Genomic DNA, 26,651 nt, shown 5'->3' on the forward strand with positions numbered 1-26,651 from the left:
GGCACGCACACTGCAATGCTGGTTGCACGACGCCTAAGGAGCCCCCCGATGACCCTCGTAACCTCTACCCTGCAACCCCAGGCCGACGACCCGCACGCCCTGGAACGTATCTGGTTCACGCGCTGCCCGGTGCCCACCGCCTCAGGTCTGGCCTACAAGCTCGGCTGGCTGGAGCAGGAGTTCGCCGCCGACGGCCTGCCGGTTTCGACCTTGCAGGAGGCCCGCCAGCTGGGCCACCACCACTACGATCACCAACTGCCCGGGCTGTTTCGCGAAGGCGGCAATGTACCGGCGCTGGCCGCGCGGGCGGCAGGCTCGCCCAGCCGGCTGATCGGCCTGACCTGGATCGAGGAGTGGCAAACCATCCTGGTCCGCCCGGACTCGGGCATTCGCAGCGCCGCCGACCTGCGTGGCAAGCGCCTGGCCTTGCCGGCCTGGGGCGACAGCCGCCCTGGCAGCATTGCCCGCGCCATGAGCCTGCATGGCTACAAAGGCGCGCTGGCCTCGGCCGGGCTGCACCTGGATGACGTGCAACTGGTGGAAGTGGCCCTGCTCGACCAGGCTAGCGCCGCCACTCCGGAGCTCGGCCTGCAACGGCTGTGGTCGGGGCTGGATTACCTGGCCCGTGGCGAAGTCGATGCCGTGTACGTGAAAGGCGCAGCGGCGGCCGATGCCGCGCGTCGGTTGGGCCTGGTGGTCGGCGTTGACCTCGACCTGCTGGCCGACCCGCGCCACCGCATCAACAACGGCACGCCGCGGCCGATTACCGTGCACCAGAGCCTGCTCGACAGCCACTTCGACCTAGTGGTGCGTTTTCTTGCCCAGACCTTGCGCGCCGCTGACTGGGCGGCCAACAACCGTGAGGCGCTGAATCGCATCCTCGAAGAAGAAACCCGCGCCGGCAGCCAGGGCGTAGCCGAAGCCTATCGCGGCGACTTCCACACCACCCTGGCGCCGGACCTTTCCGAGCAACGCCTGGCCTTCCTCGCCACGCAAAAGGACTTCCTCTACCTGCACGGATTCCTTGAAGCCGACTTCGCCATCGCCGACTGGGTCGACCCACGGCCCCTGCAAGCGGCCCATCAACTGCTGGCCCAGCGCCGCGCCTGACCTGACTGGAGATTGAACATGACCGTACTGATCAACGAACGCCCCGTCACTGCCGAGCTGCAAGCTTTCATCGACCAGGTAGTGGCCGAAGCAGAAGCGGCCTTCAGCGTATTTCGCGAAACCAACACCATTACCGCCAATGGCACCGTCGGGTTCATCGAGCGGGTACCCGGTGAAGAATTGCTGGTGTCGGTGAACTACGGCGGGCCGTGGAACCACCGCAAGCCACTGCAGGCCACTGTCACCGACTTTGCCGGCAACGTCATCGTCGGCAAGGGTAAAGGCGGCCTGGGCCGATACACCAAGCTGTTCCAGACCCACGCCGATGTCACCACTGTGTCACACGTGCACAGCCCGTACCTCGGCGCCTGGGCCCAGACCCATCGCACCCTGCCGTTTCACTACGTGCCGGTGCAGCGCTACCAGCTGGCGCGTGAGCTGCCAGTGTACATCGACCGGCGCCAGGCCGAGGTGGACTTCATCCTCGACAAGATCGCCGAGAACCCCTTCAACTTGGCCATTCTTGAGGCCAACGGTGGCTCCACGGTGTGGGGCAAACAGGGCCTGCGGGCCACGGCGGAGTTCATCCTGTTGCTGGAGGAGGGCGCGCAGATCCAGTTGCTGGCTGATGCCCTCGGCGGGTCGCGGCCTTATGGGCCGGGGGTGCTGACCCAGCAGTGGAAGATGAGCGGGCTGTATGAACGGGCCAGCGAGCTGGGGCTCGTTCCAGGCATCGATCGGCGTAGCTGAGCAGATCGCCGGGGGCTGCAAGGCAGCCCCAAGGCCCATGAACCCCGCACCTCTCTGATGAAATGGACATTTCCCCATGGCTGTAAAAATCCTCTGGTACCTCACCACCCCCGATGGCCCTCACCCCTGGGAGCCTGAAGGGCGCTGGCACACTGACTTCGAGCACCTCAAGCAGCTGGCCATCGCCGCCGACCGGCTGGGCTTCTACGGCTCGCTGCTCGGCTCCAGCCCCAACGAAAGCCTGGCTGTGTCGGCGGCGTTGATCGACGCCACCAAACGCCTGCGCTTTCTGGTCGCCCAGCACCCGGGGGAGCTGTCGCCAGCGGTGCTGGCGAAATGGGCGCTGACCTTCGACCAGTTCTCCAACGGCCGCTTGCTGTTCAACGTGGTCAACGGCAATGACGCCGGCCTGGCCACTTTGGGCGTACATTACCCACACGATGAACGCTACGACTTCAGCCTGGAATACTGGCGTGCCTTCCAAAGCTTCTATGCCGGCGAAACCGCCGGTTACGACGGTCGCTACGTCAAGCTTTCACCCCGTTCGCCAAGCGCTGCCCATCACCCGCTGGGCGGTTGGCACCCACCGAAGCAAAAGCCCGGCATCCCGCTTTGGGGGGCGGGCACTTCGGCACCGGGTGTGGCCCACTCGGTGCAACTGCTCGATGTCTACCTGAGCTTCGCCGACACCCCGCAAAAGCTTGGCGACAAGTTCCGCCGGGTGGCAGCAGAGGCGGCGAAGATCGGCCGTGAACTGACCTACGGTACTCGCCTGCAAGTGATCGTGCGCGAGACCGAGGAAGAAGCCTGGGCCCACGCAGAACGCCTGTTGCAGAGGACCTCGCTGGCCACCGCGCGCGCGGCCATCGAGCGTCAGTTGCCACCTGGGCAAACCTTCGACAGCTACGTCAGCGCCGATCCGCGTATCCAACGCAACCTCGACAGCATCCGCGGCGGGCGCCTGCCCACGGCCCGCGAGCTGGAGATCTACCCCAATGTCTGGTTGGGCCCCAGCCTGTTCGGCTTCAACATCCTCGGCCCGGCCGCCGGCACCTACCTGGTCGGCAGTGCCGAGCAGGTTGCCGAGCGCATCCGCGAGTACGAAGTCCAAGGCACATCGGCATTCATCCTGTCGGGCTTCCCGCTGATAGATGAGGCACACCGGGTGGCCGACCTGCTGTTCCCGCTGCTGGACCTGGACCACGGTTTCGAGGTGCCGCGGCTGGGCGTGGCGAGTAAGCCGCACGTGGCGCAACCAGCCTAAGGAGAGGGCAATGAGCGAGCTGTTTTCGCGCCGGGTGTTTCTCGGCAACAGCCTGGCCGTTGGTGGCAGCCTGCTGCTCGGCGGCGGGCTGCTCAGCGGCTGCGACGGTGGCGCGCCGGCAGCGACCACTGCGGCGCTGCCGGGCGCGCCGGTACGTGGTGGGCGCTTGCGGGTGGGCATTATCGATGGCGACCAGGCCGGCAACCTCGATGCGCACAAGCCGGTGGGTGGCGGCATCATCCGTGGCTGGGCGCTGTACGCCAAGTTCTGGGAATGGAACGCCGATGTCAGCACGCGCCTGGCCCTGGCCGAGTTCGCCGAGCCGAATGCCGATGCCAGCGCCTGGACCATTCGCCTCAAACCTGGGCTGGAGTTCCACCACGGCAAAAGCATCACCGCCGACGACATGCTGTTCTCGATCCTGCGCCTGACCGACCCGCAACTGGCCTCGCCATTTGCCGGGCTGGTCGGCGCCATCGACCGCCAGGCGTTGCGCAAGCTGGACGAACGCACCCTCGAGATACGCTTCAAGCAGGGGCAAAGCTTCTACCCGCTGGATGAAACGCTGATCAGCTTCGGCGGCATCGTGCCCACCGACTACCATCCGGTGACCAACCCGGTGGGCGCCGGGCCGTATCGCCTGAAAAGCTTCATCCCTGGCCAGCGCTCGCTCTACACCCGTTTTGAAAATTACTACAAGCCCAACCGCCCTTATGCGGACGAGCTGGAAATCATCGAATTCAAGGACCAGGTATCGCGGGCTGCTGCTTTACGTGCCGGGCAGATCGACGTAGCCAGTGGTGTGCAGGCCGAGCACAGCGCGCTGCTCAAGGCCGACCCACGGCTTCGCCTGTATGCCTCGCCAACCACCTCGTTCACCGGCTTCAACCTGAACCTGGCCAAAGCGCCGTTCCAGGATGTACGCGTGCGCCAGGCTTTCCGCCTGCTGGCCGACCGGCAGGAACTGGTGGCACGAGGGCTCAATGGCTTTGGCCGGATGGCGAACGACTTGTATTCGCCTCACGACCCAACCTACAACCACGCCATTGTCCAGCGCCCCTACGACCTGGACCAGGCCCGCTCGCTGTTGCGCCAGGCCGGGCAAAGTGACCTGCGCGTCGAGCTGACCACCACGCCGGGGCCAGGCGTCAACGCGGCGTTGGTATTCGCCCAGCAGGCCCTGAAAGCAGGGGTGCAGGTGAAGGTCAATCAGGTTGATGGGTCCGTCTTCAACGGCCCGCAACGCGAGCAATGGCAGCTGTCGCCGGGTTCGACGCCGGCGCGCGGTTTTCTCGCCTCGGCGCTGCACAACGATGCGCCGCAGGCCATCTATAACCGCAGCAACTTCCACGATCCGCGCTTTACCGAACTGTTCCAACAGGCCCTGGCCCAGCCCGACCTGGGCCGGCGCACGGCCTTGGTGCATGAAGCCCAGGCCATCCAGCACGAACGTGGCGGGTTGCTGATCTGGGGCTTCTCCAACGTGCTCGATGCAGCATCGGCCAAGGTTGGCGGGCTTGCTCCGGAACAGACCACCTTCGCCTCCTGGCGCTTCGATGAACTTTGGTTGAACCCCAATGCCTGACGCTCACCACACGCCCCGCACGCCGGCCTGGCTGGCCTGGTTTATCGGCCGCCTCGGTTACGGGCTGCTGACCGCCTGGGTGATCAGCCTGGTGGTGTTCATTGCAACCCAGGCGCTGCCCTCGGACCCGGCGCGGGTGATTCTCGGCCCGGATGCGCCACTGGAAAGCATCCTCACCTTGCAGCGCCAACTGGGCCTCGACCAGCCGATCCTGCTGCAGTACCTGCGTTGGCTCGCCGCCACCCTACGCGGGGACCTGGGCATCTCGCTGGACTCCCAGGTTCCGGTGGCGCAGCTGTTGTTCGGCCGCCTCGGCCACACCCTGGCCTTGCTGGCCGGGGTGTTGGCGCTGGTGGTGCCGCTGGCGTTGCTGCTGGGAGTCGGCCTGGCCCTGCGCCGTGACAGCCGGCTCGACCGCTGGGGGCTTTCGGCGTTGATCCTGCTCAAGGCCACGCCGGGTTTTCTGCTGGCCATCGGCTTGGTATTGCTGTTTTCCATGCCGGGCATGGGCTGGCTGCCGGCGGTAGCGATCCTCGACCCGCAGTTGCCGTTGTGGCAGCAGTGGCCGTCGCTGGTGCTTCCGGTGTTGGCCCTGAGCCTGACGGCCCTGCCGTACCTCACGCGCATGGTGCGGGCTTCAATGATCGAGGCGCTGGAGTCCGAGTATGTGATTGCCGCGCGCCTGCGTGGTATCCCCGAGCATCGCATCGTCTGGCGGCATACCTTGCCCAATGCCCTGACCCCGGCAATCCAGGGCGTGGCACTTACCCTGCGCACGCTGGTGGGGGGCGCACTGCTCGCCGAGGTGATTTTCAGCTACCCAGGTATCGGCACCGCGCTGAACGCGGCGATCCAGATGCGCGACCTGCCGATGATCCAGGGCGTGGTGCTGGTCATTACCTTGGCGGTGGTACTGATCAACTTGCTGGCCGACCTACTGACGGTATTGCTCACCCCCAAGCTGCGCACCGCACGCCGGGTGCGGATGATCCGCCGTATCCGCCGCGGCATTCGCCCATGGTGGCGGCGCGCGCGCAGCACCCCGGCCCAGGAGGCTACCCATGACTGATTCCCGTTGGCTGGCCGACCCACAGGTGCGACGTGGCGCCGTGATTACCCTGCTGGTGGCGTTGCTGGCCGCTTTCGGCCCCTGGCTGGCACCTCATGTGCCCACGGCGATGGTCGGGCCGGTGTACGGCCCCCCGGCGGCCGGGGCACCGTTGGGGCACGATTTTCTGGGCCATGACTTACTGTCGCGGTTGCTCAGCGGCGGTTTGTCGGTGCTGTGGATGTCGGTGGCGGCGGCCAGCCTGGCATTGCTGGTGGGCGGCAGCCTGGGCCTGTTGGCCGGGTTCTCGCGCAGGCGCCTGGACCAGGCGATCAGCTGGGCGGCCGACGTCTCGCTGGCGTTCCCGGACCTGATCCTGGTGCTGCTGATCGTGTCCATGCTCGGCCGAGCACCTTGGCTGATCGTGCTGACCGTGGCCATCGCCTTTACCCCAGGGGTTGTCCGCCTGGCCCGTGGCAGTGCCGTGGCGGTGGCCGGGCAGGAATACGTCGAGGCGGCGCAGATGATGGGTTACCCGCGCTGGCGCATCCTCTTTCATGAAATCCTGCCGAACATCCTCACGCCGCTGCTCGTGCACTTCGGCAACATGCTGACCTGGGCGGTGGGCATGCTGTCCGGCCTGAGTTTTCTGGGTTACGGGGTGGCACCGCCGGCGGCGGACTGGGGCTTGATGATCAATGAGAACCAGGCCGGCCTGCTGGTGCAACCCTCGGCTGTACTGGCCCCTGCATTGCTGATCGGGGTGTTTGCCTATGGCACCAATATCCTGGCCGAAGGCATCGGCCGGGCCAGTGCACGGATTGGGGAGAAGCAGCCATGAGCGCGCTGTTGAATGTAGCCACTGAAGTGTTGCAGGTCAGCGACCTGCGGGTAGAACTGGCCGGGCAGGTCGATGTGCTGGCCGAGGTGTCGTTCAGCCTTGCCGCAGGGGAGATCGTTGGCCTGGTGGGCGAGTCCGGCTCGGGCAAGACCACCTTGGCCACGGCGTTGTTGCGCTATGCGCGGCAGGGCGCGCGCATTGTTGGCGGGCACGTGGTGGTGGCCGGGCAATCGCTGCTCGAACTCGAAGGCGAGGCCTTGCGCCTGGCCCGTGGCGGGCTGGTCGGCTACGTAGCCCAAGACCCGGCCACGGCGCTGAACCCTGCGCTGCGCCTGGGGGCCTTGCTGCGTGAAACCCTGCTGGCGCACCAGCCCGCGTTGCCGCGTGAAGCGGTGCGCCAGCGCATCGGCCAAACCCTGCTGGATGTGGGGCTGCCCGATGAGGACGCCTTCCTGCGGCGGTTCCCGCATCAACTGTCTGGTGGGCAGCAGCAGCGGGTGATGCTGGCGCTGGCGTTCGTCTTGCAGCCCCGACTGATCGTACTGGACGAACCCACCACCGCACTGGACGTGACCACTCAGGCCCATGTGCTGCAGACCCTCAAGCGGCTGTGCCGTGACCAAGGCGTGGCGGCCCTTTACGTCACCCATGACCTGGCGGTCGTACGTGACCTGGTCGACCGCGTGATGGTGATGTACGCCGGGCGGCTGGTGGAAGTGGCCGGGCGCGAGGCGTTATTCCGCGCGCCGTCGCATCCCTACACCCGCGCCTTGCTTGCGGCGATTCCCGACATTGTCCGGCGCAAGCCGTTGCAGGCGATTGCCGGGCACGCACCGGCACCGGGGCAACGCCCGGATGGCTGTGCGTTTGCGCCGCGCTGCAGCAGGCGTCGTGCAGAGTGTTCAGTGATCGAACCGTCGTTGGTGGCGCACGACAGTGGGCATCAGGTGGCCTGCCTGATGCCATACCAAGAGCCGTTGCCATTGGGCGAGGCGGCTTTCGAGGCTGCTGCACCGAGCGAAGCTGTGTTGCTGGAGGTCCAGGGGCTGGATGTCGCCTACGATCGCCAAGTGCTGTTCGATGTTTCCCTGCGGGTGGGGCAAGGGGCGTGCCTGGCGCTGGTGGGGGAGTCGGGTTCGGGCAAGACCAGCTTGGCCAGGGCGATCGCCGGGCTGGGTGAAAACGTTCAGGGGCAGATGAGTTACGCCGGCAAACCTTTGGCGTTTGCCGCGCGCGAACGTGATGCCCGGTTGCGACACCAGATCCAGTATGTGTTCCAGAACCCCTATCGGGCCTTGAACCCAAGGCAGACGATCGGGCAAACGCTCAGCGCGCCATTGGCGCACTTTTTCGGGGTACGTGGAGGGGAAGCCCGCCAGCGGGTCGAGGCCGTGCTGGAGCAGGTGTCGCTGCCGGCGCGCGTGGCCGGTTTGTACCCGCATAGCTTGTCCGGTGGTGAACGCCAGCGGGTGGCGATTGCTCGTGCATTGATCTGCGAGCCGAAGTTGCTGGTATGCGACGAGATCACCTCGGCGCTGGATGTATCGGTGCAGGCATCGATTCTGTCGCTGTTGCAGCGCCTGCAGAGAGAAGGGCTGACCTTGTTGTTCGTTACCCATGACCTTGGGGTAGTGCGCGCAATTGCCGACCGGGTGCTGGTGTTACGCCAGGGCCGGGTGGTGGAGCAGGGGGCCGCCGAGCAAGTGCTAGGGCGCCCGGTTGATGCTTATACCCGGACGCTTGTAGAGCATTCGCCTAGTCTTTCAGCAGGCTGTGTTACAGTGTAGCGCGATGGCCATTGGGGTCGCAAAGCGGCCCCCCAGCACTTGACTGACTGGTATCTACCCCACAAACCGGGCCTGGCGCCGCTGTACTTCCTCGCGCACTGCAGGAATCACCCAGCGCCCGTAATCCACCGTGTCATACAGCGGGTCATAGCCCCGGTTGAGAAAGGTGGTCACCCCAAGGTCGACGTAATCGAGCAACGCCTGGGCCACCGTCTCCGGCGTACCCACCAGCGCGGTAGTATCGCCATAGGCGCCCACCGCAGTCGCCGTCGGCATCCACAACGCCCGATCATGACGGTCGGCACGGGCGGCGGCGGCCAGCAGGCGTTCAGAACCGGTGCCCTTGATGCGTTTCTGCCAGGGGCTGTCGGCCGCAAACTGTGGGTTGGCCTTGATCTGCGCGAGGATCTGTTCAGCACGCTGCCAGGCCTGCTCTTCGGTGGCGCCCAATATCAGCCGCACCGACAGGCTGACCCTTGGTGCTGCCACACCCGCGGCATTCGCGGCAGCCTTGAGCTTGCCGATCTGCTCGGCGACGCCGCTCAGCGGTTCCCCCCACAGGGCATACAGATCCGCATGCTTGACGGCGATCTTGTAGGCGATGTCGGACGAGCCTCCGAAGGAAATCGGGATATACGGCTGCTGCAGCGGCTTCACCGGTGAGAAGGCACCTTTGATGCTGAAGTAGCGGCCCTCGAAGTCGAACGGCTCCTCGGCCGTCCAGGTACGACGGACAATCTCCAGGTACTCGTCGGTACGCCGGTAGCGCTCGGTCTTGTCCAGCAGGGTGTCTCCTTCCTGTGGCTCAGCGGTGATACCGGTGATCGCATGCAGGCGGATGCGCCCGCCGCCGGTGGTGTGGTCGAGGGTGGCAAATGCCCGTGCGGCCAGTGTCGGCGCGGTCAAGGCCGGGCGGTGGGCGATCATGAAACCCAGGCGTTCGGTATGCGCGGCAGCATAGGCGGCTAGCTGCAGGCTGTCGGCGCTGCCCGGGCCGCTGGCGATCAGCACCCGGTCGAACCCGGCATGCTCATGGGCGCGGGCGTGGTGCCGGATGAACGGCAGGTCGAAGTCGGGCGTGCGTACGCCACGGGTCTCGGACCACTGGCGGGGGAAGATCATGCCGACGAATTCAATGGACATGGCTAAGGCCTTTCAGGTTGAGGGTGATCAGAACTGGTAATCGACCTGGGCCAGCAGCGTGCGGCCCGGCATCGGTTGCAGGAAGGTATTGGTGGAGCCGGCCAGGCCGCTGACGAAATTCAGCTCGTCGGTGACGTTGAGCATGCGCACGGTCACGCCCCACTGCGGCTGGCGGTAGTACACGGCAAGGTCGAGGTTGTATTCATCTGGCACTTTCACCGTCTTGCTCAGATTCAGGTACCAGCTGCTGGTCCACCAGCCGGAAAGCTCGACGCCAAACCCTGAGTCGAAGCGGTAGTTGACATACCCGCCGGCGTTGTATTCGGGAATCTGCACCGCATCGAACTTGCCCGACGGGCGCTGGTTGAGGCTGTTGTTGTCGCCGAATACCGTGCCGTTATCGGCAATGAACCCCGCCGAGGCGAACCCGGCCTGGCTGGTGAACTCGTTGTAGGCGCTGATGCGGCTGAGGTTGAGGCCGCCGCGCAGGTGCTGGTCCTGGTAACGCAGGGTAGCCTCCCAGCCTTTGACGATCAGCCGGGCGATGTTGTTGTTGCTGTCCGGCGACTGGTCGCGGGCCTGCTTGTAGGCGGCCAGGGTCAGGAACAGCTGGTCGGGCACTGCTTCCACTTTCAACCCAACCTCATGCAACACGCTCAGGCTCTCGAAGGCCAGCGGGTTGAGCTGGTTGGCCCCCGTGCCGCTGCCCCAGCCCAAGCCGTTGGTGAAGAAGCCGGTATTCACTGCGAGGGAACGGTCGAACGTGTAGTACAGCGTGCTGTTTTCGGTGGGTTTGAAATAGGGGCTGACCTGCACCGAGAACAGCCGATAGTTGTCCGCGTCTTTGCGCGGGTTGCCCCCGGGCAGCACGAAGGGGTTTTCGATATGGGCGTCGATCCAGCTGCGGCTGGCGCCCAGGTTCAGGCCCACGCGGTCGCCCAGGCGCAGGTTGTGTTGGCTGAACAGGGTCTTGGTGGTCCAGGTGCTGTCGGCGGTGTAGGGCGCCACCGATTCGGCGTACAGGCCGTGCCCGGCTGGGTACATGGCGGGCAGGGTGAGCCAGCCGTAGTAGCTGGATAACTGCGCCACGCCCGATTGGCCGATCCAGGCCGCGTTGCCACCGGCGGGGTTGCGGCCGCTCAGGCCGAGCAGGTCGCCGGGGTTCTTCAAGGTCGGGTCGAGGGTCAGGTCATAGGCGTTGATGGTGCTGCCGAAGCTGTTGTTGGCGGCGATCGACTCGTTGCGCTCGCGGCGGTAGATCAGCCCGCTGTTGCTGTCGTCGACCAGGGTCAGGTCGCCCAGTTGCCACTGGCCACGTGCGCGAAATTCGAAGCGGTTGTCGAAAATGTCGTCCTTGCCCTGCACCTGGAACGCGCCGACGGCATCGGTGGTGTCGGTGGAGTGTTGATAGAAGGTGCTGTTGGCCAGGGTGATCGATGGGGTCAGGTCACCTTCGACGCGCAGTTGCGTGGTAAAGCGCCGCGAACGGTTTTCATCCTGCGCGCGCTGGCCGGTCTGGGACGACAACGAGGTCAGGCCGTTTCCCGCCAACGACGGGTCGTAAACCCAGCCACGCAGGCTGCCGGGGCTGGCCTGGGTATTGGGCGATGCGCCCTGGAAGCTGCCGTCGACGACCTGGTACTGGCCCTGGGCATTGCGCTCACGCTGTACCCAGCCCAGCACCTGGACGTCGGCTGCACCGGATGACAGCACCGGTGACCACAAGGTATTGCCGTTCTGGATGATCGGCGTGGCACGCCCGGCGTAGTACTTGCCGTGATCGACCAGGTCCTGGGTGGCGCGGTTCCAGCCGTGGGTGATGTTGTAGTCGTAGTAGTCGTCGTAAGCTGCGTTCCAGTCAACCCGCAGGTTGTCGTTGCGCCAGGCCAGCGCGCCGTAGAACGCGTCGAAGTTGTTCTCGACGTTGTCGTAGAAGTCTTCCTGGCGCTGGCGGGTGATGCTCACCCGGTAGGCCAGGTTGTCCGTCAGCGGGCCGGTGTTGTCGATGCTGAACTTGGTCGCATCGCGTGATTCGCCATCGGGGATCCAGCTGCCGATCTCACCACTGAGCTTGGTGCGAAAACGTTTGAAATCGGGCTTCTTGCTCAAGTAGTTGACGTAGCCGCCGCTGCCACTGACCGAACCGTAGGCCACTGAAGACGGCCCGGCGACGATGTCGGCGCCTTCGTAGGCGTTGAAGTTGGCCGGGTGGCGCACGCCGTAGGCGCGCTGGCCGTCCTGGAACACCTCGGTGTTCTGCCCGCGCATCTGCGGGGCAATGCCGGCGTTCTGGCCACCGCCGCGGGTGATGCCGGGGGCGTACTTGACAAGGTCATCGGAGCTGCGGATCGGGTCGTTGGCCAGTTGTTCGGCATTGATCTGGGTGACCGAGCGCGGGGTATCCAGCACCTTGGCTTCCAGGCCGCCATAGATCGAGGCTGGCGGACGGGTGGGCAGGGCGTCGTCGTCGGACTGCTCGGCCTGCACGGTGACGGTTTGCAGTTGGGTATCTTCGGCATGCGCCATCGGCATGGTGGCGGCGAGTATGGCTAGCGCCAGGGTGCTGGGTTGGAATTTCGGGTGCAGCAAGTTAACGCGGGGCATTGGCTGGGCCTCGTTCGATAGGGGGTTGAGGGCGCAGCCGCGCCTGCGGTTGAAGTTTCTGAGGGTGTACCGCGGCTCTGAATGCCTAAAGCTGAATCAGCTTTTCAGCCACAGGCTCTCGAACCGCCAGGTGCTGAACAGCGATTGTTCGGCCTGCGCGCCACCCACGCGGGTGCTGACGCTGTCGAGCAGGTCGGCAAAGCCCCAGATCAGCATGCCGCCGCGTTCGTATTGGATACGTTGTGCGCGGTGCACCAGCGCCTTGCGTTGCTCCAGGTCCGGTTGGGCCATGGCGGCAAGGAATGCCTCGCTGAATTCCGGGTCGTGGAAGTGGGTCTTGTTGGCCACCGCGAACGGTGCGTCGGTATGGATGGCGCTGGCCAGGAACGGCGCACCGATGCTGCCACCGGTACTCAGCGTCCAGTCGTCGCGCTGCGGGCCCTGGAAAGTGGCCAGGTCGACCTGGCGCACGTTGAGGGTCACGCCGATACGCCGTGCCTGTTCGGCCAGCACCAATGCCGAAGCCAGCCCCGGCCCAGGCGTGGTCACCAGCTCCACCTGCAACTGTGCATGCCCAGCTTCATGCAGCAACTGCGCTGCCCGCTGCGGGTCGTACGGCCGCGGGCCAATGCTGTGGTCGAAGGTAGGGTCGAACGGTGCATACAGGTCGTTAGCCACCCGGCCCTGGCCGTTCAGCGCACGGCGCACCAGTTCCTCGCGATCGGCCAGCAGGCGGAACGCCTCACGCACACGCGGGTCGTTGAACGGCGCCTTGGCAGTATTCATGTCGAACGACAGCCAGTTGCCGCTCACCGATTTCAGCAGTTGCAGCCGTGGGTCGGCCTGCAGCACCTGCAAATGCTCGGTGGACATGACGTTGGCCATGTCGATCTGCCCGGCACGCAACGCCGCCAGGCGGCCGGTCTGGTCCTTGAAGTCGATAATCTCCAGCTCATCGGCATAGGGCTTGCCGGGTTTGTAGTAGTTGTCGAAGCGAGTGAACAGTGAGCGCTGGCCCGGGGTGAAGCTTTTGAGTTTGTACGGCCCGGCACCTACCGGGTTGGTGACAGGGTGGTAGTCAACCGGCACGATGCCGCCGAAGTTGACCCAGGTTTCCGGCAGTGGCAGGTAGCTGCGCCCATCGCGAAAGCCCAGACGCACGGTGCGGTCGTCCAGCTTGACCAGATTGTCACGGTCCACCCAGTGCAGCAGCGCCGCATAGGGCGAGGCCAGTTGCGGGTCAGTGAGTCGGCGGATGGAGAAAATCAGGTCGTCGGCATCGATGGTCTTGCCGTGGTGGAATTCCAGCCCCGGTTTCAGCCGTAAGGTCCAGTCACTGGCATCGGCGTTGGGCTCGGCGAACTCAGCCAGGGCCAGGCGCGGCTGCATCTGCTCGTCCCACTCCCACAGTTTGCTGTACAGGGCAAACCCACGCACGATGCCGCTGCCAACAGGCTTGTGAGCGTCGAGGTTGCCGCTCTGGTTGCCGTCGATGATGCCTAAGCGCAGGCGGCCACCATGGCGCGGCTGATCGGCTGTGCCATGGTTCGGGCTGTCGGCCGGGCCGCAGCCGACCAGTACACCGCCGGCCAAGACGCCGGCGTGGCCCAGGAAGGTGCGCCGGCTCAGTGGGTATCCGTCCCAAGCCATGGCTTCAGGCTCCGTTGCTGGCGTGCAGTAGCACGGCGTTGGCCGACTGGCGGGCCAGGGGGGCACGCTGCTCGCGAAAGTGCGGCAGGATGTGCTCGCCAATCCGGTAGGCTTCTTCCAGGTGTGGGTAGCCGGCCAGGAAAAACAGGTCGACGCCAATGCCGTGGTACTCGCGAATACGTGCCACCACATTGGCGTAGCTGCCGACCAGTGCGCAGCCCGGCGGGACGCCGATGTAGCCGAAACCGGTCCACACGTTGGGGTGGATGAAGAAGTTGTCGAACGTCTGTTGATCGTCCTGGTCGTTGTAACCGTGTTCATAGCTCAGCTTGCGCGCGGTGCGCAGGCCTGCGTGAGCCGCGCGGGCCTTGACCGTGCCCTTGGCCACGCCTTCGTCGAAGAAGCGCTTGGCCTCGGCCAGCGCGGATTCTTCGGTATCACGGGCAATGACGTCGATGGATAGACCAAAGCGGATGTCGGTACGGCTCCACTTCAGCGCCCGGGTGCGGATGTCGGCGATCAGTGCGGCGATCTCGTCCGGGTGTTCGGCGCGCATCAAGTAGAAATCGGCGTGCTTTGCGGCGAACTCGCGCGCTGCTTCCGATGAACCCGCAGTACAGATCAGTGGCAGCTCGGCCTTTTTCAGTGGGCCGCGCAAGCCACCGCCTTCGGCGCGGTAGTAAGTACCTTCGTAGTGGAACTGCTCGTTGTGCCAGTAGCCGCGCACCACATCCATGAATTCGGTGGCACGGGCATACCGTTGGTCATGGTCTTCAAAGTCGCCCACCTGGCGCTGGATGGCATCCGAGCCGCCGTTGATGATGTTCCACACCAAGCGGTTACCGGTGGCGCGCTGGTAGGTCGCGGCCTGTTGCACGGCGACCCATGGGGTGTAGTGATAGGGCTGGAAAGCGGTGACGAACTTCAGTGTGCGGGTTTCCCGGGCCAGCAGCGAGCATACCGTCCAGGGTTCTTCGCCGGTGGGGGCGTTGACCATCAGCGCGCCGCCAAAGCCGTTGATCTCAGCGGCGCGGGCGATTTGCCCCAGGTAGTCGATATAGGTGAAGTGATCACCTATGGCAAATCCCGACACCGCACCGGTGCTGGGCCCTCCTGCATGCCAGTCACCGCGGTTGCGCGGGTCGCCGGGGAGGAACTGGGTTTCGCCATGCAGTGGCAAGCGGGTGAAGAACTCGATGCTCATGGGTTGGCCTCCTTACTGCACGCTTGGGCTGCAATTGGGGGTGACGGGTTGGTCAGTGATGACCTGACGGGCGAAGGGGATCGAGTCCTTCAGCGAGGCATTCACCGTTTCACTGTGCCCCAGGCCTTTGTACAGGTGGCCCTGCACCACCGAGCCGGCCTTGCAGGCGTCCTCCATCAGCGCCACCTGCGTGGCGGCGGCGGGGGTCTTGTCCTCGGCGCCGGTGCCAATGAAGATCGGCTGGGCCAGTTTCAGGGTGGGGTAAGACACCTGCGCCAGCCAGGGTTTGAGCTTGTCGCCTTTGTAGTCTTTCTTGGCGTTGGCTGGAGTCAGGCCTGTGCCGACCACATCGCTGACCAGTGCTGACAGGCAGCTGGTGCGTGCCTGCTCGAACAGCGGCAGGGCTTTGTCGGTGTAGAAGTCGCGTGGGTCGATGCTCGGGTCATACTGCTGCGCAGCCAGCAGGGTATAGAAACCATAGGCCAGGGCCGGGTCGACTTTGTCTTGGTCCTGTTCACCGACATTCTTCGAGCCCACGGTGTAGATCACCCCTGTGCCGATACTGCCCTTGACGCCCAGCTTGGGCGCATAGGTTGCCGCATAGGCCCCGGCGGCAAAGGCCCCGGCGCCGCCTTGCGACTGGCCAATGATCAACACCTTGTCGGCCAGCCCCGGCACGCCAGCGACCACCGCTTTGGCCGCGTCGAGAATGCCGTAGGCGGCCATGCGGTTGTTCAGCAGCGGGTGGCCACCCGGTACCCCAAGGCCCTGGTAGTCGGTCGCGACGATGGCGTAGCCTTCTTCGAGCCAGCGGTTCAGGTATTGTACGTCACGGTAGCTGCGGCCAGCCCAGGATGGCGCGCAGATATCCGCCACACCGACGGTGCCGTGGCCCCAACTGGCAACCGGCCAGCCGCCTGCCGGTGCCTTGCCTTTGGGAATGAAAAGTGCGCCGGAAACCACGATCGGCGTCTTGCCGTCGATACCGTCCAGGGAGGTGTAGAGAATGCGTTGTGCGCTGGCCGCATTGGGCAGGCTGAGTGCCTGCTCCAGCGGTTCGCTGCGCAGCAGCTTGCCGGGGGTGGCGGGGATGGCCTTGCTCCAGGTATAGAAGGCCGACACACGGCCATCGCCCTGTTGCGGGTCGGGTTTGGGGGCGTAGGTCTCGGCGGCCATGACCCCGATAGACAGGGCCAGGGTGCTGAGGCCGAAGATGAGCGAAGCAGACAGTTTCATGGGTAAGGCTCTCAAGGTTGTTGGCTGATCTGGGCGTCGAGCGACGGCCAGTAGTGGGTCAGTTGCAGGTCGATGAGTGCCTGGCGGGTAAAGCCCGTGGCCAGGTCGCGGGTAATGTCGTAGGGCGTGCGGATCAACCGGTTGGCCAGGGCGTACTGGCCCAGTGCGTCGTAGTGGGCCTTGAGCTGGGCGTCGGTCTTCGGCGCCCAGCGCGCCTTCCATTCGACCGGATCGTCCTGGTCGTCACGGCGCAGCACGCTTTCGCTGACACCGGCACGAGACGACAGCGCGTAGTAGCCGTTGCGGTTCTGCTCCTGCGAGATCCACCAGGCTGCGCGCACCCAGGCGGTGGCCACCAGTTGGGTGAGGTCGGCATGTTGCTCGACGAAGCGGTCAGTGCCCCAGAGGTCGGAGACTAGCCGCCAGTCGTTGGCGCCTTGCTTGGTCGACCAGAGGATGCGTGCCACGCCTTTGTCTTCCAGGGCATAGGCTTCGTTGAGCAGTACGGCCGCATCGACCTTGCCGGCGGACACAGCAGCGGCACCTACCTGGGGGTTGAGGTTGGCGATCTTGAAATCGCTGAGTGCCAGGCCCTGGCTCTGCAGGAAGTTGCTGAAGGCGAACTCCCATGGACGGCCGCGATGCAAGGCCAGGCGTTTGCCCTTCAGGTCCTGAATGCTGCGCGCCGGCGAGTCGTTCGGCACCACCAGATAGATGTTGTTGCCGCTACCGCCCGGTACCACCAGCTTGCCGGGCACCTGGCCAGCCCCGGCGATAACCGAGGGCAAGTCGCCGCGTACGGCAAAGTCCAGGCTGTCGTTGCTGAAGCCTTCGTTGATCTGCGGCCCGGCGCCTGCGTGGGGCAGGGCAGTCCATTGCAGTTTCACGCCGCGTGCAGCCAGTTGCTGCTCCAGCCAGCCTTCTTCAATCACCCGCCCGGGGATGCCGCCGAACACCGGCGTACCGGCCTGGGTGAAGGCGACGATGGCGATGCGCACCGCAGCCGGTGGCTCGGCGGCCAGCGCAGCCAGGCTGAAGATCAGGCCGCCCAGCAGGGCGAGGATGTGACGCCAGGGATTATTCATGTGCAGCTCCAGGCAATAGTTACTGCAGGCCAGGAGCGAAATACATGCCAGCATGCCATGAAGTGGCTACAGCCCTTTAGTTTCGCAGTGTTCGGGCAAAAACTAGTGGGTGAGGGAGGTAATGCCTGCTGATCGGCGGGCAGAGGAGTGCTGACCGGTTGCTGCTGTAGCAGCAGTCAATTGCTGGAAATTTAAATATTCCTAATTGATATATATAAATATTAATTAATAATTTTTTGATCTAATTTGTTTCATGCACTATTGCCCTGCGCGTCAACTGCCAGGAATGCCCCTATGTCGCTGATCACCCACCCCAATGCCCGCGAGCTGACCAAGTCGGTACGTGCCACCGTGCTCGTGTTCAAGGACCCGCGCTCCCAGGAACTGCTCAGCCGCATCGAGCGCTTGGCGCCTAGCGAAGCCAATACCCTGATCATCGGCGAAACCGGCACCGGCAAGGAACTGGTTGCCCGTCATATCCACCATCTCAGCCGCCGCGGTCGAGAGCCATTTGTGGCGGTAAACTGTGGTGCCTTTGCCGAAACCTTGGTGGAAAGCGAGCTGTTCGGCCACGAAAAAGGAGCGTTTACCGGCGCTACCAGCGTCAAGGCTGGCTGGTTCGAAGCGGCCAATGGCGGCACGCTGTTCCTCGATGAAATTGGCGACCTGCCGCTGAACATGCAGGTGAAATTGCTACGGGTGCTGCAGGAGCGTGAAGTGGTGCGCCTGGGTTCACGTACACCGATCCCGATCAACGTGCGGCTGGTGGCGGCGACCAACGTCAACCTGGCCGATGCTGTAGTGGCGGGGCATTTTCGAGAAGACCTGTTCTACCGGCTGCATGTCGCGACAATACGACTGCCGCCATTGCGCGAGCGGCCAGGAGACATCCTGCCTCTGGCGGAGTTTTTCATTGAAGAGCATTGCCGCCGGCTAGGCTACGAACGGGCATCGCTGAGCCCGGATGCCGAGCGAAAGCTGCTGGCACACAGTTGGCCGGGTAATATCCGCGAGCTTGAAAATGCCATTCACCATGCGTTGCTGGTGTGCCGGTATCAAGTGGTGGCGCCAGCGGACCTACACCTGGTCGATATGCGGCCGCACGTGTCGGCGCCCGTAGTCCCTGGGAACTTGCCTGCAGCGAGCGCGGCAGCGCCTGATCTGGAAAGCGCGTTGCTGGCGTTGTTCGAGAAGAATGTGCCGAATTTGTATGAGCATATCGAGGAGACGGTGTTCAGGGCGGCGTATCGATATTGCCACGGCAACCAGTTGCAGACGGGACGGTTGTTGAACATTAGCCGCAACATCGTGCGTGCGCGGCTGGAAAAGATTGGTGAGTTGTCTAAAGCCTGAATCGGTAGGCTCTGTCGAAAAGTGATGTCACAAACACCGCATGGAACAAGCCAGTGAGACTATGGCTGCGTAGCTTTCGCGAGCTAGTCGAAGCGTGTCACGATCCGACGGTTCTCTTTCAGCCAACCAAAGTAGCTAGCAACAAATTCTCGCGCCAATTCAGCGAAGCGCGGAGCGAGCAAGCGTACCTCAAAACTTTCTAGGTAGGTTTTAACGTCTGGATGACGATAAAAATATGTATGAGCATCCAAGGCGATTTCGCTTGCGCTCGCAAAAATAGGTATAGGCCGCATCGGCTACGTCTCGACTCGATCGCACTAGTCGGAAATTTAACCTGCGATCAGAGAAATTATCAAGTCACGAGTTAAGCGCCTTGGTTCGACCCTCATTAACCATGTCATCGAGATTTATCATTTTATTTGTCCATAGAAACCTATCATTTACTTTGTCAGGGCAGGCTTGTAATGCCTTGCCACTCAACGATTTTTATTGAGCACTTAAAACTGTTATTTATTATTGTGTCAGCGCTGTGGTACGTGTATGGGTGCAAAATCTCACTAATCGGTTACGCACGGTCCCGGCGAATTTCGAGCGAAACGCCTACGTGCTTGATAACTGAGTATCTTTTTTTGCGTCGACGCTTCTCATTTTTTTAGACCAGTCACAGGATCTGCGAGTCGAGCGGGTGTACCTAACTAATACGTCATTTAACATAATATGCATTATGCGCACATTCGCATTTGCCATCTGGTACTAGGTCAGGCAGATTCAAAGACAGTCCAAGGCCTCGTCCACCCTTTGACCCAGGTTAAGAAAACTCCCGATGACCTGAGCGAAAATACAAGCTCCGTACCCTCACGGGGATTCTGACATGACCATCATCGTAACCGGCGCCGCTGTGACGCTCACGAAATCCTGACCATGCACAAAAACCATCCGATTCGGCTCAAGCCTGCGGATTTCTCTTAATGTTCAAGGAGTTAGCCACTGGCGTGCATGACAGCACTGATCATCATTGCAGGAGCAATTTTGATCATTGTGCTCATGGGAAGCTGAAAATTGGATAGATTTGCAGGTGGATCACCAAATTCGATTGGTGAATTCGTGCACAGTCAGAAATGATCATTAATAGGCTCAGTGTCGGGAGTTGAATCGCCCCTGGTTTTCTAGACACTCTCCAAGCTCAGGAAATAGCGTTTCTCATACTCTACTGGAGACAGCTGCATAGCACTGCTGTGTCGGCGTTTAGGGTTATAGAACATCTCGATGTAATCGAAAATATCACTTCGGGCTTCTTCACGGGTTGTGTAGATCTTTCGTCGGATTCGCTCTCGCTTCAAAAGCTGGAAAAAGCTCTCGGCTACGGCATTGTCGTGGCAGTTTCCCCGCCGGCTCATGCTGCTGATTACATTGTTGGCCTTCAAAAAGCTTTTCCAATCCGAGCTACTGAACTGACTGCCTTGATCTGAGTGAATCATAACTTGCTGCTGAGGCTTGCGTCGCCAAACAGCCATCAACATCGCGTCGATAGCCAGGTCGCTGCACATCCTTGGCTTCATTGACCAACCAATTACTTGGCGTGAGAACAGATCCAGCACTACCGCGAGGTAGAGCCACCCTTCATAGGTGCGGATGTAAGTGATATCTGTCACCCAGACCTTGTTCGGCTCACTTACCTTGAACTGCCGCGCGAGGTGGTTGGGCGAGGCCACTGTTGGTTTTCCACCATAGAACCCTGGACGCCGCCGATAGCCCGTTTGAGAACGCAGTCCCTCCGCCTGCATCAAGCGCCTGACTCGATTTCGGCCGCATTCCTCTCCCAGCTCACGCAGGTCATCGTGAATTTTGCGGTAGCCGTATACACCTCCGCTTTCCAGCCAAGCGTGTTTGATCAAGCCAAGCAGACGTTGATCTTCTTTTGCTCGGGCAGATTGAGGCTCGGCCAGCCAGGCGTAATAGCCGCTGGGGTGCACCTTGAGGGTTTGGCAAAGGCGCCGCACCGGGTAATCAGTCGAGTGCTTCTTGATGAAGGCGTACTTCAGCCGCACTCCTTGGCAAAGTACGCGGCGGCCTTTTTTAAGATGTCTCGCTCTTCCGTCACGCGCTTGAGTTCAGCGCGTAGCTTGCGCAGTTCGGCCTGCTGATCGTCGTCTTGCTGACGCTGCTCTTGGGGCTTGCTGTAGACCTTGATCCAGGCGTAAAGACTGTGCACGGACATGCCCAGGCGCTGGGCGACATCGGCGACAGGTTTGCCTTTCTCGGTCACTTGCTTGACCGCTTCGATCTTGAATTCTTCGGGGTAACGCTGACGACTCATGGCACCTCCTATTTGGGCCTCATTATGAGGCTTGGAGGTGTCTACGAAACCAGGGGCGATTCATGCGATCGTCTTTGCGTATTGATCACAGCGCGCTTAGCGCTTGACGATTTAATGGCGCATCCATGCCCCACCCTGTGGTTGCTGGGTGCAGTCTTTACTTAACTCGACTAAATAGTCATTTAGTCGAGTTATAGGGGTGGTTTGCTCTAGAGATGGAAGGCTAGCCCTTCTGACGTGCTGATCATTTTCAAGTGACATTGCCGACAGATGCTGAGCCTAGCTATATCGTTAATGGGCAAGAGAGGAGTGATCATTTTTACTTTAAAAGTGATCAACTCGGTCTTTAGGTTAGTGATTAGCCGTGCGGGGCAGGCTATGTAGAGGCTTGACAATACAGTGTTCCTGGAGTGAAGCTTCGTAGAAGCTTCATATCGTGCATTCGATTCAAGGTGATTTTGATGAAGCATCTCAGTGTGTGTGCCCTATGCTTTGGGGGCGATGCCTCCCCTATTTCCGATAAGTGTCAGAACCGGAAGTGATTGGGACTTATGAAAAATAACGCATGTACGCCTGTCCCTTTGTTTGGTACCTATCGCTGGTTTGTTTCAGTATCAGATGATGTGGATGATTCAACTGTAGTTGCGGTTCAGAAATACCTGGCTGGCTTCGACTCCCGGCTGAGCGCCCTCGATGGGTATGAGGCAGTACGCGGCTTCCTGGAGTCCTATGCTAGTAATGAGGCAACGTTCAATTCTTACCGCACCCATGCCGAACGATTACTACTCTGGTCGCTGCTGATTCGTGAGCGACCTTTGCTTGATCTGCGTCGTTCTGATGCAGAAGAGTTTCTTAATTTTTGTATGAGTCCGCCTCCGGGTTGGATCGGGAAAATTGTAAGAAATCGCTATCTGAGCAAAAATTACAGCATAGCTCCCAATCCCGATTGGAGGCCCTTTGCAACATCACGCGAGGCCAACTGCTACAAACTGACTGCCGGAAGCATCGCGCAGATTTTTTCGGTGTGCAGTAGCCTTTATGAATACGCCATTGACGAAGGGGTTTGCACAGTAGTGAATCCATTTCGGGCCATAAAACAAAAATCGAAATTTAAAAATCGCTCAGTACAAGAGTTAACGACCAGGTCTCTTACACCTCTTCAATGGGAGTACGTGCTCGAAGCAGCAGAGTCGATGGCGAATTCTGAGCCGGAACGGCATGAACGCTCACTATATATAGCTGCGACAATGTTCTCGATGTATCTCAGGGTTTCAGATCTTTGCGGTCGCGACAATTGGCAGCCTTCAATGGGGGATTTTCGTCCGGATCATGAGGGTAACTGGTGGTTCCATGTGATTGGCAAGGGAAACAAAGCGGGGAAAATCGCTGTCAGAGCAGACTACGTGGAGCTTTACCTCAAACGATATCGCCTGCACTTAGGGTTAAGCCCCCTGCCCTTGCATAACGAATCTACGCCACTTCTGATGACATTTAATGGCAAAGCTGGGCTTTCAACACGTATGGTGCGATTTATCATGCGAGAGGTTTTCGATTTTGCAATCGACCGGATGGTTAGTGAAGGCCGCCATGAGGAAGAAATCCAAAATTTAGGCGTTGCCACCACCCACTGGTTGCGGCATACAGCAGCGACCTTCGATGCACCATTCCGAGATCCGAAAGATTTGCAAGCAGATCTTCGTCATAGCAGTCTTGCCACTACTCAGAACATTTATTATAGCAGTCATGATAATCAGAGAGCCTATTCGATTCAGAAACTCTCAATGAAGGATCGTGGCTGAACTCATGTTGCTTGGAGATTGGAAAATGGATGTGCCGCCGTTTCCTTGCTTTTTTGGCTTGAAAGATTTTCAAGGCTTGAACACTCACGACCTAGATAAGGAAAACTCTGAGGTCAGGCAGAAATTAGATGGGATTGATATCCGTTGCGCCGCCTTGTCTAGTTACTCGCTAGTCAAAGCGTTTTTGCTTGAGCATGCACTGGGTAGTCGATTCGGCATCTACCGCTCTGCAATTGAAAAGCTTTTGCTGTGGTGTTTGTTAGTCGTAGAAAAGCCAATCATACAGCTCGACGAGCAAGATATTAGAGCGTTTATGGATTTTTGCTTGTGCCCACCTGATGACTGGGTAGCCAAGCAGCCGGAAAAGCGTTTGAGGCGTGCCTCAAACAAACGTACTTCAAAAGTATTTGTGGTTAATGCATTCTGGAGGCCATTCAGAACAGGCCCGGTTCGCGAGGAAGTTAGTGGGGCAAGGATATCAGGCTATGCTTCTTTAGCCGTTGAGCTGGCTGTTATCAATTCATTTTACCTATTTCTTTATGCGGAGGATTTAATTGATATAAATCCCGCTGGCTCATTGCATCGTTCGAAGCACTACTCCGGTCGTGAGGCCATTCATAATGGTGCCAAGAGCTTTTCTATCAGCGATTGGAATCTATTTGTCGAGGCAGCTGAAAGTCTGGCGATTAACGATGATGAATTTGAGCGCAAGCTATTTTTGTTGATGAGTATTTATCATCTTTTCTTGCGCCCCGCTGACATTGACCGATTTGGTGCGAATTTGGCTATAAATTCATTGTTTGAACGTAAAGACGGAACTTATGGCTTAAGGGTTGAAGGATACCCCGAATTGGAGCGGGTCTGCATTTCAAGGGACTATGTTACCCGATGGGTTGCCCGATACAGGGCCCATGTTGGAACTGATTTGATACCTCTGGATCGCGACCCTACCCCTCTAATTTCCACCCAGAGCGGTAGGCCTGGGGTAAGTAGTCGCCATGCCAACTTGCTTTTTAAGCAGGTGTGCTCCGAGGTCATGGTGAAAATTAAGCTGGGTGGCGAAGTAGTGTCTGATGACTCATCCTTTTGTCGTGCAACTCTTTCATGGATTAGGGAAACAGGTTTGGTGCAAGCTGCACAATCAATGTCGTTGGTTGAGCTGTATCCCTCAATTCGTGATACTACTTATGACACTGCGCACGCGCGTTTTTACGCTTGGCAATTTCAGTCTGATTCTGATTAAGGATCGAGAAGCTAAGTGCGTCTACCTTGCTAGGGAACCATCTACAGGATCAGCACCTACGATCGGTAGTTGGCTGTTGCCGCTGACCGAAAACTGACCCAGTTTCGCCCGTTGTGCTGACTGAAAACTGACCCAGGTGTTCCACTGCACCTGCTCAATTTTTGAGCAGGAGAACACAGGGTGATCAGCATGGAAATGATGGGCAAAATTCGGCGGATGTATTTCCGCGACAAGCTGTCGTTGCATGAGATAGCCAAGCGCACCGGACTGTCGCGCAACACCATCCGAAAATGGGTCAGAGCGCCGGAGTCCAAACAGCCGGTTTATCAGCGTCGAGCCGTGTTCAACAAGCTCAGTCCCTTTCACGAGATGTTGGAGCAAGCGCTGCGGGCTGATGCCTTAAGGGCCAAGCAACATCGTCGCAGTGCCAAGGCGCTGCTGGCCATGATCCGCGCTGAAGGCTATGACGGCGGCTACAGCCAGCTCACTGCCTTCGTTCGTCATTGGCGCGGAGAGCAAGGCAAGGCGGTACGGGCATTTGTGCCGTTGGCATTCGCCTTGGGCGAGGCCTTCCAGTTCGATTGGAGCGAGGAAGGCCTGCTGGTTGGCGGTGTTTTCAGGCGCGTCCAGGTCGCGCACATGAAGCTATGTGCCAGCCGAGCTTTCTGGCTAGTGGCCTATCCCAGCCAAGGGCATGAAATGCTGTTCGATGCCCATACCCGCTCATTCGCCGCCTTAGGTGGCGTGCCGCGTCGCGGCATCTACGACAACATGAAAACTGCGGTCGACAAGGTCTCCAAGGGTAAAGGCCGCACGGTCAATGCTCGCTTCATGGTGATGTGCTCGCACTACCTGTTCGACCCGGACTTCTGCAACGTAGCGTCCGGCTGGGAAAAAGGTATCGTCGAAAAGAATGTCCAAGACAGTCGGCGCCGCATCTGGCTGTCCGCCCGCGACAATACTTTCCATAGCTTCGAAGAGTTGAATGCCTGGCTTGCCCAGCGCTGCCGGGCTCTCTGGCATGAGCTGATTCATCCGCAGTACAACGGCCTTACCGTCGCAGAAGTCTTGGAATTGGAGCGCGTCGAAATGATGCCGATGCCGACGCCTTTCGACGGATATGTAGAACGCACGGTTCGCGTTTCCAGCACCTGTCTGATCAACGTGGCTCGCAACCGCTATTCAGTACCCTGTGAGCGTGTTGGCCAGTGGGTCAGCAGTCGGCTCTATCCCTCGCGAATCGTCGTGATTGCCGATGAGGGTGTGATTGCTAGCCATGAGCGCCTGTTTGATCGCGATCAGGTCAGCTACGACTGGCAACACTACATCCCCCTCATTGAACGCAAACCGGGGGCCCTACGCAATGGTGCCCCGTTTGCCGATCTGCCTAAGCCACTACGCCTGCTCAGGCGCGGGCTGCTGCGGAATCTACAGGGTGACCGGGTTATGACCCAGGTCTTGGCCGCCGTGCCCATCGCTGGCCTGGATGCTGTTCTCGTAGCGGTTGAGCTGGTTTTGGAGTCTGGCAGCCTGAGCGCTGACCACATCCTCAACATCGTGGCCCGTCTGACCGCTCGTGAAGCACCACCCTCGGTCGAAACCAACCTGCAACTGAACGTTACCCCTGTTGCCAATACCGCACGCTATGACCGGTTGCGCAGCACGGATGAGGAGGTGCGCAATGCGTGATCTCACAGAGGAACTCAAAGACTTACGCCTGCACGGCATGGCCGATGCCTGGGCAGAGCTGGCCGCACAAGGCGAATCTTCCACTGCGTCATCGAAATGGCTGATCGAGCATCTCCTTGATCAAGAGCACGCCGACCGAGCAGTACGCTCGGTGCATCATCAGATGAGCATGGCGAAACTGCCCATGCACCGTGACCTGGCTGGCTTCGACTTCGGTGTATCCAGCGCCGATGTCCGATTGATCAGGGAACTGTCCACTCTGGCCTTCACCGACACAGCGCAAAATGTGGTGTTCATCGGTGGCCCTGGCACCGGTAAAACGCACCTCGCTACTGCCTTGGCAGTGGCCGGCATCACCCAACATAACAAGCGTGTGCGTTTTCACTCCACAGTCGATCTGGTCAACCTGCTGGAGCGTGAAAAACATGAGGGCAAGACAGGGCGTATCGCCCGAGGACTACTGCGTGCAGATCTGGTAATCCTTGATGAGCTTGGCTACCTACCTTTCAGTCAGAGCGGCGGAGCCCTGCTGTTCCACCTGCTTTCGAAGCTTTACGAGCACACCAGCGTGATCATCACCACCAACCTCAGCTTCGCCGAGTGGTCGAGCGTATTTGGCGACGCCAAGATGACCACGGCCTTGCTCGACCGATTGACACACCACTGCCACATCGTCGAGACGGGGAATGAATCATACCGCCTGCAAAACAGCACCTTGGTGGCCAAGACCAAGATCCAGGCGAGGGAGCGCAGACGGCAGGATGTCGAGGAATCGGAGGACGACCCGTTTTGACCTCTTTGGGCTGGCCTTGCTGAGTGCAGGGTCAGCACTTTCACGACGCTGTCGACTGCTAGGCTTATCCACAATTGCCGGGGTCTAAATCGGCAAGCAGCCCTGGGTCATTTTTCAATCGGCAGGGTGGGTCAGTTTTCAATCAGCGCC

General features: G+C 60.7%; 19 protein-coding genes. 12 read left to right on the forward strand and 7 right to left on the reverse strand.

Annotated elements, in window-relative coordinates:
- Positions 1-48 precede the first annotated feature (48 nt).
- The 7 genes from ACOKS3_RS14675 (at position 49) to ACOKS3_RS14705 (ending at position 8,385) form a co-directional block, all read left to right on the forward strand.
- The gene (locus ACOKS3_RS14675) at positions 49-1,110 is read left to right on the forward strand and encodes an ABC transporter substrate-binding protein (protein ID WP_422764047.1); all 1,062 of its coding nucleotides are present in this window, start codon (positions 49-51) and stop codon (positions 1,108-1,110) included.
- An 18-nt stretch (positions 1,111-1,128) separates the two neighbouring features.
- Positions 1,129-1,860: a class II aldolase/adducin family protein gene (locus ACOKS3_RS14680; protein WP_167274631.1), complete on the forward strand. Its 732-nt coding sequence runs from the start codon at positions 1,129-1,131 to the stop codon at positions 1,858-1,860.
- A 76-nt stretch (positions 1,861-1,936) separates the two neighbouring features.
- Positions 1,937-3,124: an LLM class flavin-dependent oxidoreductase gene (locus tag ACOKS3_RS14685; RefSeq protein WP_422764048.1), complete on the forward strand. Its 1,188-nt coding sequence runs from the start codon at positions 1,937-1,939 to the stop codon at positions 3,122-3,124.
- 10 nt (positions 3,125-3,134) lie between these two features.
- On the forward strand, positions 3,135-4,709 hold the full coding sequence (locus tag ACOKS3_RS14690) for an ABC transporter substrate-binding protein (protein WP_422764049.1): 1,575 nt from the start codon (positions 3,135-3,137) through the stop codon (positions 4,707-4,709).
- Positions 4,702-5,778: an ABC transporter permease gene (locus ACOKS3_RS14695; protein ID WP_422764050.1), complete on the forward strand. Its 1,077-nt coding sequence runs from the start codon at positions 4,702-4,704 to the stop codon at positions 5,776-5,778. The genes ACOKS3_RS14690 and ACOKS3_RS14695 overlap by 8 nt, the downstream gene beginning before the upstream one ends.
- On the forward strand, positions 5,771-6,598 hold the full coding sequence (locus ACOKS3_RS14700; RefSeq protein ID WP_422764051.1) for an ABC transporter permease: 828 nt from the start codon (positions 5,771-5,773) through the stop codon (positions 6,596-6,598). Before ACOKS3_RS14695 ends, ACOKS3_RS14700 begins: the two co-directional genes overlap by 8 nt.
- Entirely contained in the window at positions 6,595-8,385 is a 1,791-nt protein-coding gene (locus ACOKS3_RS14705; protein ID WP_422764052.1) for a dipeptide ABC transporter ATP-binding protein, read from the forward strand. Before ACOKS3_RS14700 ends, ACOKS3_RS14705 begins: the two co-directional genes overlap by 4 nt.
- Before the next feature lie 54 nt (positions 8,386-8,439).
- Here ACOKS3_RS14705 and ACOKS3_RS14710 read toward each other — a convergent pair whose 3' ends face one another.
- The 6 genes from ACOKS3_RS14710 to ACOKS3_RS14735 all read right to left on the reverse strand — a co-directional run bounded on the left by ACOKS3_RS14710 (position 8,440) and on the right by ACOKS3_RS14735 (position 17,307).
- Complete coding sequence (locus ACOKS3_RS14710; protein WP_422764053.1) at positions 8,440-9,528, reverse strand: LLM class flavin-dependent oxidoreductase; 1,089 nt, start codon at positions 9,526-9,528, stop codon at positions 8,440-8,442.
- Between the two features lie 27 nt (positions 9,529-9,555).
- Complete coding sequence (locus tag ACOKS3_RS14715; protein WP_422764054.1) at positions 9,556-12,132, reverse strand: TonB-dependent receptor; 2,577 nt, start codon at positions 12,130-12,132, stop codon at positions 9,556-9,558.
- A gap of 96 nt (positions 12,133-12,228) precedes the next feature.
- Positions 12,229-13,782: an ABC transporter substrate-binding protein gene (locus ACOKS3_RS14720; RefSeq protein WP_422764055.1), complete on the reverse strand. Its 1,554-nt coding sequence runs from the start codon at positions 13,780-13,782 to the stop codon at positions 12,229-12,231.
- 4 nt (positions 13,783-13,786) lie between these two features.
- On the reverse strand, positions 13,787-14,986 hold the full coding sequence (locus ACOKS3_RS14725; protein ID WP_422764056.1) for an LLM class flavin-dependent oxidoreductase: 1,200 nt from the start codon (positions 14,984-14,986) through the stop codon (positions 13,787-13,789).
- Positions 14,987-14,998: 12 nt separating this feature from the next.
- A complete protein-coding gene (locus ACOKS3_RS14730) occupies positions 14,999-16,222 on the reverse strand; it encodes a lipase family protein (RefSeq protein ID WP_422764058.1) in 1,224 nt (407 codons plus the stop codon).
- 11 nt (positions 16,223-16,233) lie between these two features.
- Positions 16,234-17,307: an ABC transporter substrate-binding protein gene (locus ACOKS3_RS14735; protein ID WP_422764059.1), complete on the reverse strand. Its 1,074-nt coding sequence runs from the start codon at positions 17,305-17,307 to the stop codon at positions 16,234-16,236.
- A 294-nt stretch (positions 17,308-17,601) separates the two neighbouring features.
- Between ACOKS3_RS14735 and ACOKS3_RS14740 the strand changes: the two genes are divergently transcribed.
- Positions 17,602-18,660, forward strand: a complete 1,059-nt coding sequence (locus tag ACOKS3_RS14740) for a sigma-54 interaction domain-containing protein (protein ID WP_422764060.1) — start codon at positions 17,602-17,604, stop codon at positions 18,658-18,660.
- A gap of 1,166 nt (positions 18,661-19,826) precedes the next feature.
- On the opposite strand, the gene ACOKS3_RS14745 is transcribed toward ACOKS3_RS14740, so the two are convergent.
- Positions 19,827-20,977, reverse strand: a protein-coding gene (locus ACOKS3_RS14745; protein WP_087535084.1) for an IS3 family transposase whose coding sequence is annotated in 2 segments (ribosomal slippage) — positions 19,827-20,743 and positions 20,743-20,977 — 1,152 coding nt in all. Because the reading frame shifts where the segments join, the coding sequence is not laid out codon by codon here.
- A 551-nt stretch (positions 20,978-21,528) separates the two neighbouring features.
- Here ACOKS3_RS14745 and ACOKS3_RS14750 point away from each other — a divergent pair.
- The 4 genes from ACOKS3_RS14750 to istB all read left to right on the forward strand — a co-directional run bounded on the left by ACOKS3_RS14750 (position 21,529) and on the right by istB (position 26,501).
- On the forward strand, positions 21,529-22,776 hold the full coding sequence (locus ACOKS3_RS14750) for a tyrosine-type recombinase/integrase (RefSeq protein ID WP_181098026.1): 1,248 nt from the start codon (positions 21,529-21,531) through the stop codon (positions 22,774-22,776).
- Positions 22,769-24,019, forward strand: coding sequence for a hypothetical protein (locus ACOKS3_RS14755; protein WP_181098025.1), 1,251 nt, complete (start codon positions 22,769-22,771; stop codon positions 24,017-24,019). The genes ACOKS3_RS14750 and ACOKS3_RS14755 overlap by 8 nt, the downstream gene beginning before the upstream one ends.
- A gap of 189 nt (positions 24,020-24,208) precedes the next feature.
- Positions 24,209-25,708, forward strand: a complete 1,500-nt coding sequence (gene istA, locus ACOKS3_RS14760) for an IS21 family transposase (protein WP_169725187.1) — start codon at positions 24,209-24,211, stop codon at positions 25,706-25,708.
- Positions 25,701-26,501 (forward strand): IS21-like element helper ATPase IstB, encoded by an 801-nt coding sequence (gene istB, locus ACOKS3_RS14765; protein WP_013970780.1) that lies wholly within the window; start codon positions 25,701-25,703, stop codon positions 26,499-26,501. Before istA ends, istB begins: the two co-directional genes overlap by 8 nt.
- Positions 26,502-26,651 lie beyond the last annotated feature (150 nt).

The organism is Pseudomonas sp. HS6-2 (genome assembly GCF_049325675.2).
In the GTDB taxonomy this organism is placed as follows: domain Bacteria; phylum Pseudomonadota; class Gammaproteobacteria; order Pseudomonadales; family Pseudomonadaceae; genus Aquipseudomonas; species Aquipseudomonas putida_N.